The sequence below is a fragment of the Nonomuraea sp. NPDC004702 genome (assembly GCF_053601695.1).
Map to the genome: position 1 here is coordinate 58,774 of NZ_JBSGCE010000038.1, position 16,226 is coordinate 74,999.

The window sequence follows — 16,226 nt, forward strand, 5'->3', positions numbered from 1 at the left end:
GGCAGAGATCAACACGGGCTCAACGGATCCTCAACACCGGCGCCCCTACGTTGCGATCACACGATTTCGCACCAAGGGGGAGCACATGCGCAACCTTCCAGCTCTGGCACTCGCCGCGGTGGTGGCCGGCGGCGTCCTGACCGTCGCCTCGCCCGCCGGCGCCACCGTCCAGGACGCCCGGCAGGTGTCGCGGACGCAGGCCGCCGGGCCGATCAACTACTCGTGCGGCGCGCGGCTGCGGGTGAGCCGGGACGTGCCCAGGAACACCTGGCACCGCATGGCGAAGGCGAAGGGCCGCCGCGGCATGGTCTACCTGTACGAGGCCGACGGCGTCTACCGCGGCCGGAACGTGTGGTGGGCCTGGGGCACCAGCCTGCGCTCCGGCGACCGGATCTCCATCGACTGGACCGACGACGGAGGCCGCACCTACCACGCCTGCCACGCGGTCGTCAGGGGCGGCGGACGCCGCAGCGTCACGTCGTACGCGGTGGACGCCCCGAACGGCCGCAAGTTCCGCGCCTGCGTGAAGGCCGCGGGCAAGTGGTCGTGCACCCGCGGCTGGTGGGAGATCAGGTATTCCTGACCGACCGGTCCGCCGGGCAGGGCGTGCGAGCTGCGGCGATACGACCGCGACCGCTTGACATACCGGACAACCGGCACATAGTGTCCCGTCAATCGGCAGGCACAGACGAAGAGATCCCTGTCAGTGGTCTTCGTCTGTGCCTTTGTCGTATCCAGACCGCTGGCAAGGGATCACACCCCCCTGAAAGGCGGCTGGGCATGAGCGACGCCCCCGTGCAGAACACCTCGGTCACGCGGATCCGCAACGCCGGAGACGCGGCCGACGTCATCAACACCCTGACGAGGCTGGCCGGCCGGGCCAACTGGATCTGGTTCCTCGCCCTGGCGGGCCTGTTCCTGGACGCCTACTCCAACGCGGCCCTGGGCGCCGGCCTGTCCCCCATGGTCAAGCAGCTCGGCCTGTCGCCGGGCCAGGTGGGCGTGCTCACCGCCATGGCGCCGGCCATCGCCATCATCTCCAACCCGTTCGGCGGCTGGCTGGCCGCCCGGATCGGCCGGGTCAAGCCGCTGCTGCTGACCAAGGTGGTGTTCGCGCTCGGCGCGCTGCTGACCGCGTCCGGCTCCGACTTCCAGACCGTCTTCGCCGGCCGCGGCCTGGTCGGCATCGCGTACGGCATCGACTTCGCGGTGGCCATGGCGCTGCTGGCCGAGTACACGCCGTCCGCGCTCAAGGGCAGGCTCAACTTCTGGCAAGGCGTCTGGTACACCGCCACCACCACGAACCTGCTGCTCACGCTGGTGTTCTACCGTTTCGACGTGGGCGCGGACATCTGGCGCTGGTCGGTGGGCTCCTCGGCCGTCTTCGCCGTCGTGCTGCTGGTCCTGCAGCTCGCCTTCCTGGTGGAGAGCCCGACGTGGCTGGCCGCCAAGGGACGGCTGCGCGACTCCGCCGCGGCCCTGCGCCGCATGTACGGCTTCGCCGTCCAGGAGGACGCCGGGCGGGACGGCGTCGCGGCCGAGCAGGGGCGGCAGGTGGGGTTCGGGGACGCGGGCGTGCTGTTCCGCAGGCCGTACCTGCCGCGCACGGTGTTGTCCACGGTCATCTCGCTCACCCAGGCCATGCAGTACTTCGCGGTCGGCTGGTACCTGCCGGTGATCAGCCTGGAGCTGTTCGGCAAGGAGTTCGAGAAGGCCACGATCGGGTCGATGGCGTTCAACGCGGTCGGCATCGTCGGCGGCTGCCTGGCGGCCTACACGGGCCGCCGCCTGGGCCTGCGGATCAGCTCGATGGCCGGGTACGCGGTGGTGTTCGTGGCGCTGCTGGTGATGGGCGCGACGTTCAAGGAGCTGCCGGTCGCGCTGGCCGCGCTGCTGCCCGTGCTGTTCATCTTCTTCCACTCCGCCGGGCCCGGCCCGAACGGCAAGTCGATCGCCGCGCTGTCCTACCGCAGCGACATCCGCACCCTGGGCACCGGCGTGACCGGCATGCTCGGCAGCCTCGGCTCGGTCGCCGGCCTGTACCTGTTCCCGCAGTTGCAGGCGGGCATCGGGGTCGGCGCCAGCCTCATGGTGCTCTCGGTGGTGCCGCTGGTCGGCCTGGTCACCTGCCTGCTGATCAAGTGGGACCCCACCCGCGTGGCGGTCAACCTGGAGGAGGAGGAGATCGCGCTGCGGAAGAGGGACGAGCGCCGATGACCGGCCGTACCCGACGGGGGATCCTCAGCGTCGACGAGGGCACCACGGGCACGCGCGCCGCGGTCGTCCTGGACGACGGCTCGGCGGCCCCGCCCGCCTACCGGCCCATCTCGGTCCGCTCCCCCGACCATCTGCGGGTCGAGCAGGACGCCATGGAGATCTGGGCGAAGACCGCCGAGGTCTGCGCGCAGGCCCTGGAGTGGGCGCGGGCGCACGACGTCGAGGTAACCGGCGTGTCGATCGCCACCCAGCGCGCCACCGTGCTGCTGTGGGACACCGTCACCGGCGAGCCGCTCACCCCCGCCGTGGTCTGGCAGGACCGCCGCTACGCCGCCCGGCTGCGGGAATGGGAGCCCGGCTGGGACGCCCGCCTGGTCGAGCACACCGGCCGGCCGGTCGGCTCGCGCGCGCCGCTGCTGTGGGCCGCCGACGTGCTGCGCGACGACCCGGCCGTGCGCCGGGCGCACGAGGCGGGACGGGTGGCGTTCGGTTCGGTCGACACCTGGCTGGTGTGGCGGCTGACCGGCGGCGCGCGGCACGTCATGTCCGCCACCAACGCGGTCGCCGCCGGCGCCTACGACCTGCGCACCGGCGACTGGTACGAGCCGTGGCGGGACTTCCTGGGCTGCCCCCGCGACGTGCTGCCGCAGATCCTGGACGAGGACGGCGACTACGGCCACACCGACCCGTCGGTGCTCGGCGTGCGGCTGCCGGTGTTGTCGGTGATGGGCGACCAGCACGCCGCGATGATCGCGCTCGGCGCGCACCGGCCGGGCCAGGCGATGTGCGTGCACGGCACGGGAACGTTCCTGGACGCCGTGGCCGGCGACCGGCCGCCCGCGCATCGCCGGGCGGTGCCGGGGGTGCTGACGCTGGTCGGCTGGCGTTCGCGCGGCGCGGCGGTGTTCAGCCTGGAAGGCTACGCCGCCACCACCGGTTCGGCGGTGCGCTGGTTGTGCGAGGAGATCGGGCTGTTCGACTCCCCTGCCCATCTGACCGCGCTGGCCCGCGAGCATCCAGGGCCGAGCCGGGTGCGGTTCCTGCCCGCGCTGGCCGGGATGCGCACCCCGGTCTGGTCGCCCGAGGCCACCGGCGTCCTGACCGGGCTCAGCCTGTCCACCACCCGGGCCGAGCTGGCCCGGGGCGTCCTGGAGGGCATCGCGCACTCGGTGTGCGACCTGCTGGACGGGGTGGAGCAGGCGCTCGGCGCGCCGGTCACCGATCTGTTCTGCGGCGGCGGCCTGGCCAGCAGCGACGTGCTGATGGCGAGCCAGGCCGACCTCGTCGGGCGGCCGGTCCGCCGCGCCCGCGCCAACGAGACGGCCAGCCTGCGCGGCGCCGCCTACCTCGGGGGCGTGCGCGCGGGGCTCTGGCCCGACCTGCCCGCCGCCCTCGCCGGGCTCGGCGACGTCCCCGTCTTCGAGCCCACGTTGCCCGACGCCGCCCGCGAGGAGGCCCGCGCCGCCTGGCGTGACCTGCTCTCCCGGCACATCTCGTACCAACAGGAGGAATCCCCCTCGTGATCCGGCTTCCAGAACGCAAGCCCAGATCGGAGACCAGGAGCGCCATCCGGCGCACCCCGCTGCGGCTGGACCGTCAGGCGCAGATCGAGCGGCTGGCCGGAAGGCCGGTGGACGTGCTCGTCGTCGGCGGCGGCGTGACCGGCTGCTACGCCGCGCTGGACGCCGCCACCCGCGGCCTCAGCGTGGCGCTGGTGGAACGCGACGACTTCGCCTCGGGCACCTCCTCCAAGTCCTCCAAGATGGTCCACGGCGGCCTGCGCTACATCGAGCAGGGCAACCTGCCGCTGGTGCGCCGCTCGCTGCTGGAGCGGCAGCGGTTCCGCCGCAACGCGCCCCACCTGGTGCGGCGGCTGCCGTTCGTGCTGCCGATCCTCGCCCAGGACGGCGTCTTCGACGCCCGCATCGCCAAGGCCTTCGAGGGCCTGCTGTGGACCTACGACCTGGCGGGCGGCTGGCGCATCGGCCGGCTGCACCAGCGGCTCAGCGTGGCCGAGGTGCTGGCCAGGGCGCCGCGGCTGCGCGCCGACCGGCTCAAGGGCGGCCTGCTCTACTACGACAGCCGCACCGACGACGCCCGCCTGACCCTGACCATCGCCAGGACCGCCGCCCACTTCGGCGCCACCGTGCTGAACGGCGCCACCTGCCGCGAGCTGGTCAAGGAGGGCGGCCGGGTGCGCGGCGCCCGCGTCGAGGTGGACGGCCGCACGATCGAGGTGCGCGCCGGGGTCGTCGTCAACGCCACCGGCGTGTGGACCGACACCCTGGACGCGCTGTCCGACCCGGCGCACCGGCCGCGGGTGCGTCCGGCCAAGGGCGTGCACATCGTGGTGCCGTGGACGCGGCTGCCGGTGGACGGCACGGTGACCGTCCCGGTGCCCGGCCGGGCGCGCCGCGCCACCTGCACCCGCTGGGGCGACGTGGTCGTGGTCGGCACCACCGACACCGACTACGACGGCTCGCCCGACGAGGTGCTGTGCACCCGCGAGGAGATGCAGTACCTGCTCGACGGCGCCAACACCGCCTTCGACGCCGACCTCACCCCGGACGACGTGATCGGCTCCATCGCCGGGCTGCGCCCGCTGGTCGGCGAGAAGGAGGGCGCCACGCTCGACATGAGCCGCGACCACCGGATCATCACCGACGGCTTCGGCCTGGTCACGGTCACCGGCGGCAAGCTGACCACCAGCAGGCACATGGGCGAGCTGGCCGTGGACGAGGCGCTGAAGGTGCTCGGCCGCAAGGCCCGCTGCCGCACCGCGCGGCTGCCGCTGCTCGGCGGCGCGGGCTACGACGCCGAGGCGACCACCGCGACCGGCGGGCTCGGCGCCCACCTGGGCGAGCGGTACGGCACCGAGGCCCGGTTCGTCGCCGACCTGATCACCGAGGACCCGTCGCTGGCCGGGCCGGTCGTCGAGGGCAGCGAGTACCTGCGGGCCGAGGTCGTCTACGCGGCCCGCTGCGAGCTGGCCAGGAACGTGGACGACGTGTTGTCGCGGCGCACCCGGATGCGGGTCTTCGCCCGCGACCTGTCGGTCGAGGCGGCTCCCGAGGTGGGCCGGCTGCTCCAGCGCGAGCTCGGCCTCTCCGACGACGAGGTGGCCCGGCAGGTCGAGGACTACGTACGCGGCGTGGACCGCGAGAAGAGCGTTCTGATGGAGGGACTTTCATGATCAGCAGGCAGACCGTCACCCACCCGTTCAACCGCGGCGACTACGTCGTGGGCGCGCCCACGCCGCCGCGCTGGGCCGCCGACTGCCCGCCGGGGAAGGGCCCGGCCAGCCTGCAGGACCAGGTCGTGCCGGTCCCCGAGAGCGTGGTGGCGGAGCTGCGCGCGCTCGGCGCCGCCGTGCACACCGACCGGGACGAGGTGGTCCTGCGCACCCGTGACTGGTGGGCGGGCACCTCCATCGGCGAGACCGACGGCCGCCCGGCCACCCCGGAGGCGGTCGTCGTCGAGGTGGACGCGGAGGAGCAGGTGGCCGCCGTGGTGCGGATCTGCCACGAGCACCGCATCCCGCTGACCGTCTCGGCCGGGCGCAGCAACGTGCTGGGCGCCGCGCTGCCCGTGCACGGCGGCGTCGTGCTGGACGTGTGCCGGCTCAACCGCATCCTGTCCTTCGACGCCGAATCCATGATCGTCGAGGTGCAGGCGGGCATGTTCGGCGACCTGTTCGAGAAGGAGCTGCAGGAGACGCACGGCGCCACCACCGGCCACTGGCCGTCGGCGTTCGCCATCTCCACCGTCGGCGGCTGGGCCGCCTGCCGCGGCGCGGGCCAGCTCTCCACCCGCTACGGCAAGATCGAGGACATGGTGGTCGGGCTGGACGTGGTGCTGCCCGACGGCACCACCGCCAGCTACGGCACCTACCCGCGCGCCGCGGTGGGCCCCGACCTGCGGCAGCTGTTCATCGGCTCGGAGGGCACGCTCGGCGTCATCACCCGGCTGCGGCTGCGTACGCACCGGCTGCCCGACTACGCGGTGGGCATCGCCTACGGCTTCGACACCTTCGCCGCCGGGCTCGACGCGTGCCGGGAGATCCTGCAGCGCGGCGCCACCCCGGCCGCGCTGCGCCTGTACGACGCGCACGAGAGCGGCACCCACTTCGGCGAGCCCGGCACCAACCTGCTGCTCGTCGCCGACGAGGGCGACCCGGTGCTGGTCGACGCCGTCATGAAGATCGCCGACGAGGTCTGCGCCGAACGCGCGTCGGTGAAACTGGACGGCGCGGCGGTCTTCGCCCGCTGGCTGGACGAGCGCATGATCGTCGGCAAGGCCGCCGACGGCTTCGTCCGGGGGCCGGGGTTCGTCTCCGACACCTGCGAGATCGCCGGGCCGTGGGCCGCGCTGCCCGCCCTGTACGACGAGGTCGTGGCCGCCATCGAGGCCGTCCCCGGCACGCTGCGCGCCTCGGCCCACCAGTCGCACGCCTACACCGACGGCGCCTGCCTGTACTTCTCGCTGCGCGGCGACGTCGAGCGCGACCAGCGGCGCGCCTGGTACCGGGCCGCCTGGGACGCCGCCGCCGAGGTGCTCGTCAGGCACGGCGCGGCGATCAGCCACCACCACGGCGTCGGCCTGCTGCGCTCGCCGTACATGCGGGACGCGCTGGGCAGCGGCTACCCCACGCTGGTGGCGGTCAAGCAGGCGCTGGACCCGCGGGGCATCATGAACCCCGGCAAGCTGGGACTGCCCGCGTCCTTCGAAAACACGGCGCACTAAGGTGGATGCGGTGAACTCTCGACACAAGGGTCCGCTGGATCAGCGCCTGCTCGCCGCCCTCGCCGAGCATCCCGTCGCCGCGTCGCTGGTGGGGGTGGAGATGGTCGAGCGGTTCACCTCCTCCGCCACGCCGATCGGCATCCTGGCCTCGATCCCGCTCGGCGACCTGGCGGCCACGGTCCAGCGCACGGTGGCCGCCCGGAAGATCGCATTCGTCAACATCGACTCCACCCCCGGCCTGGGGCACGATCCCGGGGCGCTGGCGTACCTGCAGGGCATCGGCGCGGTCGGGGTCGTCTCCACGCGGCAGGCGATGATCGAGCGGGCCACCGGGCTCGGGCTGCTGACCATGCAGAAGGTGTTCGTCACCGACCGGTCGAACCTGCGGCGCAGCCTGCAGTCCATCACCCGGTCGCGGCCCGACCTGGTGCAGCTCATGCCGGCCATGGTGCTGCGGCACGTCGAGCGGCAGGTGCGGGCGGTCGGCGTGCCGTGCCTGGCCGCGGGGTTCGTGCAGAGCGCGGACGACGTGGTGGAGGCGCTGCGGCACGGGGCCGTCGGCGTGTGCACCTCCGACGAGGAGCTGTGGGGGCTGCGCCGCTCGGCCCTGCGCGCCTCCTGATCCGTCTTCATCCGGAAGGACCTTGCGATGACGCCTGCCCGCGTGCGGGAGACCGCCGCCGCCACGGCGCCCGTCCGGCGCGCCGGGAGGCGGTGGCCGGTGGCGCCCGGGGTGTTCGTCGTCCTGTGGAGCAGCGCGTTCATCGCGGGCATCCCGGGGGTCAGGGCGGCGCCGCCGCTGTTGCTGATGTTCGGCAGGTTCGCCGTCGCCGGGGTGTTGCTGGGGGCGTACGCGCTGGTCAGGCGGGTGCCGTGGCCCCGGGGGCGGGACCTGGCGCACGTGGCCGTGGCCGGGCTGCTGATGCAGGCCGTGCAGTTCGGCGCCTTCTACAGCGCGCTCGGCGCGGGCCTGCCGGCCGCGGTCGTGTCCCTGGTGCAGGGGCTGAACCCGGTGGTCATCCTGCTGGTCGGCCGGGTGCTGGGTGAGCGGGTCGGCGCCGGGCAGTGGGCCGGGTTCGCGCTCGGCCTGGCCGGGGTGGTCCTGGCGGTGGCCGACCGGATCAGCCTGTCCGCGTCCGGGGTGGCGCTGTGTCTGCTGGGGCTGGCCGGGCTCAGCGCGGGCACCCTCTACCAGCAGCGGTACGCCCCCCGCATGGACGCGCTGAGCGGCACCGCGGTGCAGCTGCTGGTCAGCGCCCCCGCCGCCGGGCTGGCCTGCCTGGCGCTCGGCCCGGTCCGGGTGTCGGACTGGACGGCGTTCGGGCTGTCGGTCGGCTGGATGGCGCTGGTCAACTCCATCGCGGCGTTCATCCTGCTCAACCGGATGTTGCTGCGCTCCCCGGCCAGCCGGGTGAGCACGGTGTTCTTCCTGACCCCGGCCGTGACCGCCGTGCTGGCCTGGTCGCTGGCCGGGCAGCCGCTGCCCCCGCTCGCCGTGGCCGGGCTCGTCCTGGGCGGCTGCGGGGTGCTGCTGGCCAACCTCTCGACACGAAGAAGGGCGAACTGATGCGCATTCGCGGCGCGGTCCTGGAGGAGATCGGCCGGTCCCGGCCCTACGCGCAGTCGCGGCCGCTGACGGTCTGCGACCTCGAACTCGATCCGCCGGGGCCGGGCGAGCTGCTGGTGCGGGTGGAGGTGGCCGGCGTGTGCCACTCCGACCTGTCGGTGGTGGACGGCAACCGGGTGCGTCCCACGCCCATGCTGCTCGGCCACGAGGCGGCGGGCGTGGTGGAGCGGACCGGGCCGGGCGTCGACGACCTCGCCCCTGGGCGGCGCGTGGTGATGACCTTCCTGCCCAGGTGCGGCGGCTGCGCCGGCTGCGCCACCGAGGGCGTGACGCCCTGCGTGCCGGGCAGCGCCGCCAACAACGACGGCACCCTGCTGAGCGGCGCGGTCCGCCAGCACAGGGACGGCGTCGCGGTGCTGCACCACCTCGGGGTGTCGGCGTTCGCCACGCACGTGGTGGTCGACCGGCGCTCGATCGTCCCGGTCGATCCCGACGTGCCGGCCGAGGTCGCCGCCCTGCTCGGCTGCGCCGTGCTGACCGGCGGCGGCGCCGTGCTCAACGCCGGCCGGCCACGCCCCGGGCAGACGGTCACGGTCGTCGGGCTGGGCGGCGTGGGCATGGCGGCGCTGCTCACCGCGCTGGCCCTCGACGACGTCCGGGTGATCGGCGTGGACGCCAACCCGGCCAAGCTCGCCACCGCCCGCGAGCTGGGCGCGCACGAGGTGTACGGCCCGGACGAGCTGCCCGGCGAGGCGGACGTCGTGGTGGAGGCGGCGGGCAGCGCGCGGGCGTTCGAGACCGCGGTGACCGCGACGGCCCCCGGCGGCCGCACCGTCAGCGTGGGCCTGCCCGCGCCCGGCGCCCGCGCCTCGATCTCACCGCTCGCGCTGGTGGCCGGCGGGCGCAGCATCATCGGCAGCTACCTGGGCTCGGCGCTGCCCGCACGCGACATCCCGGTGTTCGCCCGGATGTGGCGCGAGGGCCGGCTGCCGGTGGAGCGGCTGGTCTCGGCCCGGATCGGCCTGGCGGGCGTCAACGAGGCGATGGACCACCTCGCCGACGGCGCCGCCCTGCGCCAGCTGATCGTCTTCGACGGCTGACCGCCGGGGCCGGGCGCTACCCGGACGCGACGACCAGCGTCTGCGGGGCCGCCTGCTTCATCCGGCCGCGGGCCCAGGTCATCTGGGTGGCGGTCTCGTCCTCGCAGTCGCGGACCGCCGCCAGCAGCGGCTCGTCGCGGGCGCCCTGCGCGGCCTGGCCGATCAGCGTCCAGCAGACGTCGCACTCGGCGGCCATGAGGTAGAGGTCGTGCAGGTCGCGCAGCAGGCCGAGGCCGCCACCGCGGGAGCCGGAGAACAGCGTCGAGTGCAGCCGCTCCGGCTCGTCGGGGGCGTCCTCGGAGTAGCGTTCGACGAACGGCCGCAGCCGCCGTACGTGCTCGTCGCACTGCTCGGCGAGCCGCCGGCAGACGTGCATCACGTCCGGCTCGTCGCCGTGGGCCGCGGCGACCTCGCGGTACGCCGACGCCAGTTCCTCCTCCGATCGGTGCAGCAGCCCCAGGTAGTGCGCCAGCAGCACGGTCATCCTCCCGCTCTGGTCACCCGGACCGCGGTGACCTTGTAGATCGGTTGCTTGGAGACGGGGTCCCAAGTCGTGTTCGTGACCTCGTTGGCCGCCCGGGGCGCCGCTCCCGGCTCCAGGTCCCAGTAGCCGTAGTGGAAGGGCACGAACACCACGCCCCGCCGGATGCCGGTGATCCGGGCCGGGGCCTCCAGCCGGCCGCGCGGTGACTCCACCCGCACCAGGTCTCCTTCGCCGATGCCGAGCCCGGCGGCGTCGGCCGCGTTGAGCTCCACCCACGGCTCGGGGGCGGCGGCGTCGAGCCGCGGGACGCGGCCGGTCTTGGTCCGGGTGTGGAACTGGTGCACGGTGCGGCCGGTGGTCAGCAGCAGCGGCAGGTCGTCGCCGGTCACCTCGGGCGAGGGGTGGTAGGCCGCGGCCCGCAGGAAGGCCCGTCCGCCGGGCTCCTGGGCCAGGTACTGCTCGCGGGTGTGCTCGGCGCCGGTGACGAGGTCCTGGCCGTAGGTCTCGCAGTAGTCGGGGTCGGTGTTGAAGCGGCCGCCGGCGTACAGGCGCTCGGTGCCGCCCGAGCCCGGCGGGCACGGCCACTGGACGCCGCTGCCGCCGCGCAGGCTCTCGTACGTGATGCCGGTGTAGTCGCAGGGACGCCCGGCCGAGCACGCCTTCCACGCCTCGAACGCCGACTCCGCGTCGTGCCAGCCGATCAGCGGCTTGCCGTCGCGGTCGCGGAAGTCCATGCGGCGGGCGTAGTCGAGGAAGATGTCCAGGTCGGCCCGCGCCTCGCCGGGCGGTTCCACGGCCTTCTCCGACAGGTGCACGGTCCGGTCGGCGTTGGTGAAGGTGCCCAGTTTCTCCCCCCACGTCGCCGCCGGCAGCACCACGTCGGCCAGCTCCGCGGTCTCGGTGCGGAACAGGTCCTGCACCACGACGAACAGCTCGTCCCGGCCCAGGATGCGGCGGACGCGGCCGAGGTCGGGCAGCGAGACCGCGGGGTTCGTGCCGGAGATCCACAGCAGCTTGACCGACCCCTGCTCGGCGTACCGGAAGACCTGCATGGCGTGGGTCGGCGGCGCCCAGTGCGGGATGACGGCCGGATCGACGTTCCACAGCTCGGCCAGCTCGCGGATGTGCGAGGGGTTGTCCCAGTTGCGCAGGCCGGGCAGGTCGCCGTCGGCGCCGGTCTCGCGGGTGTTCTGGGCGGTGGGCTGGCCGTTCATCTGCAGCACCCCGGCCCCCGGGCGGCCCAGCATGCCGCGCAGCAGGTGGATGTTGTTGACCTGGCAGGCGGCGGCCGTCGCCTGGTTGGACTGGTAGAAGCCCTGGAGGACGGTGGAGACCAGCCGCTCGCTGGTGCCGAGGATCTCGGCGGCCTGTTCGATCAGGGCCACGGGCACGTCGCAGATCTCCGCCGCCCGTTCCGGCGGGCACTGCTCGACCACCCGGCACAGCCGCTCGAACCCGATCGTGTGCTCCTCGACGTAGCGGCGGTCGTGCCGGCCGCGCTCGATCAGGCGGTGGATCAGGGCGTTCATCAGGGCCAGGTTCGTGCCGGAGCGCACCGGCAGGTGCACGTCGGCCTCGCGGGCGACGGGCGTGGCGCGGGGATCGACGGCGATCATCGCGGGCGGGCGCGGGCCGCGGCGGCGGTCGAGCATCCGGTCCCACAACACCACCTGGGTCTCGGCAACGTTGTGCCCCCACAACGCGATGGCGTCGCAGTGGTCGATGTCGGTGTACGAACCGGGCTGCCCGTCGGTGCCGAAGCCGGCCTTGAGCGCGGCGGCGGCCGTGGCCGTGCACAGCCGGGTGTTGCCGTCCATGTGCGGGGTGCCGAGGCCGGCCTTCCCGATCACGGCGAGCGTGTAGTACTCCTCCAGGAAGAGCTGCCCGCTGGTGTGGAAGCCGAAGTGCCCCCATCCGCCGGGGCCCCGCAGCAGCTCCTTCGACCGGGCCACGATCCGGCCCATCGCCGTCTCCCAGTCGCTCTCCACCAGCGTGCCGCCCTCGCGGACGAGCGGGCGCAGCAGCCGGTCGGGGCTGTTGTTGGCCTGCCAGCCGTACAGGTCCTTGGGGTCGAGCCGGCCGTGGTTGACCCGGTCCACGGCACGGCCGCGCACGCCGACGATACGTCCGTCCTTGACCGCGATGTCCATCGCGTCGCCGTTGGAGTGCAGGACGGACGCCGACTGGGCCCACGACTCGACGTCCTGCTCGGTCAGCCCCTCCGCCAGGCAGGCGTCCACCCGGACCGGCCAGTCCTCGGCGCTGCCGTCCTCGCGCGGCCCGTACGGCGTGCGCGAGCCCCACGGGTCGGCGATGCGATCAGACATTCCGGCGGCTCCTTCCGGGGGGGGAGATCCGGACCGCATACCCTCACCCGGCCGCCCCATGCCATCGCCGTGGCCCGGCCGTCGGAAAACGGGATGCGGCCGGGCCGCGTCCGGGGTGAGGATGGCCGCGCACGGCCGTCGGAGCCGTCCCCCGGACGAGGAGCGTGCCATGAGCGCCGCCGGAACCGCTCACCCGCAGGTCACCGTCCGCACGGGCCGGCTGCGCGGCCGGATCGAGGGCGGCGTGGCCGTCTTCCGCGGCGTGCCGTACGCGCGCCCACCGGTGGGCGGCCTGCGGCTGGCCGCCCCGGCGCCGCCCGAGGCGTGGGACGGCGTGCGCGAGGCCGCCGCGTTCGGCCCGCCGCCGCCGCAGTCCAGGCTGCTGGGCGCCGCCGGCGACGCCGGCACCGACGGGAACTGGCTGACCGCCAACGTGTGGACCCCCGACCTGGGCGCGACCCGGCTGCCGGTGATGGTGTGGATCCACGGCGGCGGCTACATGTACGGCTGGTCCGGCGACCCGCTCTTCGACGGCGGCGTGCTCGCCCGGGACGGCGTCGTCGTGGTCACCGTCAACTACCGGGTCTCCGCCGAGGGCTTCGGGCACTTCGGCGGCGCGCCCGCCAACCGCGGCCTGCTGGACCAGGTGGCCGCCCTGCGCTGGGTGCGCGAGAACGCCGCGGCCTTCGGCGGCGACCCCGACCTGGTCACCGTCTTCGGCGAGTCCGCCGGAGCCGGGAGCATCGCGGCGCTGATGACGATGCCCGGCGCGGCCGGCCTGTTCCGCCGGGCGATCGCGCAGAGCGTGCCGGGCCTGTTCTTCACCCCCGAGCTGGCCGCCGATCTCGCCGCCGCGGTGGCCGCCGAGCTGGGAGCGGCCCCGCACGCGGGCGAGCTGGCGCGCCTGCCGCCGGAACGGCTGATCGAGGCCGGCGACGCGGTGGCGACCGGCATGGGCGGCAGGCCGCGCTGGGGCCTGGCCGCGCACGTCCGCACGCCGTTCGCGCCGGTCGTGGACGGCGAGGTGCTGCCCGCGACGCCCTGGCGGTCGCCGGCAGGCGGAGTGGACCTGCTCGTGGGGCACAACCGCGACGAGTACCGGCTGTTCATGGCGCTCGGCGGCGAGCTCGGCCAGGTCACCGCCGAGCAGGCGGCCGCCGCGCTGCGGGCGCTGGCCCCCGACCCGGCGGCCTACCGGGCCGCCCACCCGGAGGCCGGTGACGAGCGGCTGTACGAACTGGTCCACTCCGACTGGCTGTTCCGGATGCCGTCCGTACGGCTGGCCGAGGCCCACGGCGGGCGCGGCCGGGCCCACCTGTACGAGCTGACCTGGCCGGCCCCCGGCATGGGCGGGATGCTCGGCGCGTGCCACGGGCTGGGCCTGCCGCTGACGTTCGGCAACCTGACCGCGGGCGCGGCCGGGCTGCTGCTCGGCCAGGAGCCGCCGCCGGAGGCCGCCGAGCTGTCGGCCCGGGTGCGGGCGGCGTGGACCGCCTTCGCCGCGACCGGGGACCCGGGCTGGCCGGCGTACGAGCCGCGCGAGCGGCTGACCTGGATCATCGGCACCGAGCCGGGCACGGCGGCGTACCCGGAGGAGGCGTCGCGCCGGTTGTGGGCCGGGCACGCCTTCGACCCGCTCCCGCTGGCGGCGTCCGGGCCGGCGTGAGCACCGGTCACCGCGGGCGGGCCGGGGGTCAGTCGCAGGACTGGGTGCTGACGGGGTTCGTGGCCGTGGCGGCCTGGCGGGCGTCGGGCGCGACCTCGCCGGCGGTCAGCGCGTAGCCGGTCTCCACCTGGCCGGCGACGGCGGCGAAGATCACGCCCAGCACGCGGCCGTCCACGGAGAGCAGCGGGCCGCCGGAGTTGCCCTGCTGGATCTTGCCCCGGACCAGGTAGACGTCCCTGGTCACCTGCGAGGCGTGGTAGATGTCGGGGCTGCCGGCCCGCTGCCGCGTGGCGACGCGGGCGGGCTCCGGCGTGAAGCCGCCGCCGTTCGGGTAGCCGGCGACCAGCGCGTCCTGGCCCTCCCTGGCCCGGGTGTCGAAGGAGAGCGGGGGCAGCCCGAGGCCGGGGACGTACAGGACCGCGACGTCCCGCCGGGGGTTGTACCAGACGACCTGCGCCGGGTGCGGCCGCTGCTGGTGGTCGACCACCTGCAGGTCCGTGTCCACCCCGGCCACGACGTGCGCGTTGGTCATGATGTGGTCGGGCGCGTAGGTGAAGCCGGTGCCGGTGATGCGCTTGCCGCAGGAGGAGGCGGTCCCCTGGACCTGCAGGATGCCCGTCCTGGCCTGCCGCAGCGCCGGGCTGCGCAGCACGGCCACGTCCGGCGGCGGCACCCGGACGGGGCTCATCCCGGCGATGGTGTCGAGCACCGGCGGGAAGTCGGACCGGTCGATGAACCGTTTGAAGGGCCGCTGCCAGTTCCGCGCCGCCTCGGGGGCCGCCGCGTCGAGCGTGGACAGCAGCGCCGAGCCGCGGATCTGCTCGACCACCAGCGTCCACGGGCCGGCCACCAGGAGGCTGCCCACGAGCCAGGCGACCAGCAGCACGAACGTGGCGTTGACCAGCCCGCCGCCCAGGGAGTCCAGGATCCGGGCCGGTTCGCCGCGCAGGTACGTGCGTAACCGCACCCCCAGGGTGGACGCGGCGAACTGGCCGGCCAGCGCGATCAGGAACACGATGACGACCGCGAAGGCCGTCTGCGCGATGTCGCCGGTCACGAGCGCGTTCGTCACGGCGGGGGCGACGGCGATGCCCAGCACGCATCCGGCGACGAACCCGATCGAGCTCGTCACCCCGACGACGAACCCCTGCCGGAACCCCGCCACGCCGAACCCGACCACCAGAACGACCAGGACGACGTCGAGCAGATCACCGGACACAAGCAAAGACAATCATCTTTTCCCCGACAAGGGAGGATCAAGTCCGGTACGCCGGATTTCCTTGATCGGCGGAGTAATCCCCCGGCGGACGGCCCGAGCTCAGAGGCCGGCCGTGACGTCGGGGACGTACCCTCCGGGGCGGCGCGGCGGGCGGCGGTAGCCGGTGGCGGGCGGTCGCGGCGGGATCTCCAGCGGCGCCCGCTCGACCCGCCGGTAGGGGATCGTGGACAGCAGGTGCGCGATCATGTTGATCCTGGCCCGCCGCTTGTCCTCACTGTCCACCTCGTACCAGGGCGCCTCGGGGATGTCGGTGTGCACCAGCATCTCGTCCTTGGCCCGGGAGTACTCCTCCCACCTGGTGATCGACTCCAGGTCCATCGCCGACAACTTCCACCGGCGCATCGGGTCCGCCAGCCGGTCGCGGAAGCGCCGCTCCTGCTCGGCGTCGCTCACCGAGAACCAGTACTTGCGCAGCAGGATCCCGTCCTCGACCAGCAGCCTCTCGAAGATCGGACATTGGTGCAGGAAGCGCGTGTACTCCTCCTGCGTGCAGAACCCCATCACCCGCTCGACCCCGGCCCGGTTGTACCAGCTCCGGTCGAACAGCACGATCTCCCCCGCGGCCGGCAGGTGCTCGACGTACCGCTGGAAGTACCACTGCGACCGCTGCCGGTCGGTCGGGACGGGCAGCGCGGCGATCCTGGCCACGCGCGGGTTCAGGTACTCGGTGACCCGCTTGATCGTGCTGCCCTTGCCCGCGGCGTCGCGTCCCTCGAAGATCACCACGACCCGCCGCCCCTCGGCCCGCACCCACTCCTGCAACTCCACCAGCTCTTCCTGGAGGCGGAGGAGTTCCTTCTCGTACGGCTTGCGGCGCAGCCTGTCAGTCCCCATGCCTGCGGA

Annotated in this window: 13 protein-coding genes; 9 read left to right on the forward strand and 4 right to left on the reverse strand. The window is 74.0% G+C overall.

Annotated features, from left to right (window positions below; translation table 11 throughout):
• Positions 1-85: 85 nt before the first annotated feature.
• From ACWEJ6_RS36050 to ACWEJ6_RS36085, 8 genes are all read left to right on the forward strand, one after another.
• Entirely contained in the window at positions 86-583 is a 498-nt protein-coding gene (locus tag ACWEJ6_RS36050; RefSeq protein ID WP_452429615.1) for a hypothetical protein, read from the forward strand.
• 197 nt (positions 584-780) lie between these two features.
• The gene (locus ACWEJ6_RS36055) at positions 781-2,217 is read left to right on the forward strand and encodes an MFS transporter (protein WP_387670286.1); all 1,437 of its coding nucleotides are present in this window, start codon (positions 781-783) and stop codon (positions 2,215-2,217) included.
• Entirely contained in the window at positions 2,214-3,740 is a 1,527-nt protein-coding gene (locus tag ACWEJ6_RS36060; protein WP_452429617.1) for an FGGY family carbohydrate kinase, read from the forward strand. The genes ACWEJ6_RS36055 and ACWEJ6_RS36060 overlap by 4 nt, the downstream gene beginning before the upstream one ends.
• Positions 3,737-5,410: a glycerol-3-phosphate dehydrogenase/oxidase gene (locus ACWEJ6_RS36065; protein ID WP_387670289.1), complete on the forward strand. Its 1,674-nt coding sequence runs from the start codon at positions 3,737-3,739 to the stop codon at positions 5,408-5,410. Before ACWEJ6_RS36060 ends, ACWEJ6_RS36065 begins: the two co-directional genes overlap by 4 nt.
• On the forward strand, positions 5,407-6,960 hold the full coding sequence (locus ACWEJ6_RS36070; RefSeq protein WP_387670291.1) for an FAD-binding oxidoreductase: 1,554 nt from the start codon (positions 5,407-5,409) through the stop codon (positions 6,958-6,960). Before ACWEJ6_RS36065 ends, ACWEJ6_RS36070 begins: the two co-directional genes overlap by 4 nt.
• A 10-nt stretch (positions 6,961-6,970) precedes the next feature.
• Positions 6,971-7,582 carry a glycerol-3-phosphate responsive antiterminator gene (locus ACWEJ6_RS36075; protein ID WP_364334559.1) on the forward strand — a complete coding sequence of 204 codons (612 nt, stop codon included), beginning with the start codon at positions 6,971-6,973 and terminating at the stop codon, positions 7,580-7,582.
• Positions 7,583-7,609: 27 nt separating this feature from the next.
• Entirely contained in the window at positions 7,610-8,527 is a 918-nt protein-coding gene (locus ACWEJ6_RS36080; RefSeq protein ID WP_397160107.1) for a DMT family transporter, read from the forward strand.
• A complete protein-coding gene (locus tag ACWEJ6_RS36085) occupies positions 8,527-9,627 on the forward strand; it encodes an alcohol dehydrogenase catalytic domain-containing protein (RefSeq protein ID WP_452429621.1) in 1,101 nt (366 codons plus the stop codon). Before ACWEJ6_RS36080 ends, ACWEJ6_RS36085 begins: the two co-directional genes overlap by 1 nt.
• A 16-nt stretch (positions 9,628-9,643) precedes the next feature.
• Here ACWEJ6_RS36085 and ACWEJ6_RS36090 read toward each other — a convergent pair whose 3' ends face one another.
• Positions 9,644-10,111 (reverse strand): hypothetical protein, encoded by a 468-nt coding sequence (locus tag ACWEJ6_RS36090; protein ID WP_387670299.1) that lies wholly within the window; start codon positions 10,109-10,111, stop codon positions 9,644-9,646.
• The gene (locus ACWEJ6_RS36095) at positions 10,108-12,438 is read right to left on the reverse strand and encodes a molybdopterin oxidoreductase family protein (RefSeq protein ID WP_452429623.1); all 2,331 of its coding nucleotides are present in this window, start codon (positions 12,436-12,438) and stop codon (positions 10,108-10,110) included. Before ACWEJ6_RS36095 ends, ACWEJ6_RS36090 begins: the two co-directional genes overlap by 4 nt.
• Before the next feature lie 169 nt (positions 12,439-12,607).
• On the opposite strand from ACWEJ6_RS36095, the gene ACWEJ6_RS36100 reads away from it, so the two are divergent.
• The gene (locus ACWEJ6_RS36100) at positions 12,608-14,104 is read left to right on the forward strand and encodes a carboxylesterase/lipase family protein (RefSeq protein ID WP_452429625.1); all 1,497 of its coding nucleotides are present in this window, start codon (positions 12,608-12,610) and stop codon (positions 14,102-14,104) included.
• A 28-nt stretch (positions 14,105-14,132) separates the two neighbouring features.
• Here the strand turns inward: ACWEJ6_RS36100 and ACWEJ6_RS36105 are convergent, their stop codons facing one another.
• Both ACWEJ6_RS36105 and ppk2 read right to left on the reverse strand, forming a co-directional pair.
• On the reverse strand, positions 14,133-15,323 hold the full coding sequence (locus ACWEJ6_RS36105) for a MarP family serine protease (protein WP_387670304.1): 1,191 nt from the start codon (positions 15,321-15,323) through the stop codon (positions 14,133-14,135).
• Between the two features lie 99 nt (positions 15,324-15,422).
• The gene (ppk2, locus tag ACWEJ6_RS36110; protein ID WP_387670306.1) at positions 15,423-16,217 is read right to left on the reverse strand and encodes a polyphosphate kinase 2; all 795 of its coding nucleotides are present in this window, start codon (positions 16,215-16,217) and stop codon (positions 15,423-15,425) included.
• Positions 16,218-16,226 lie beyond the last annotated feature (9 nt).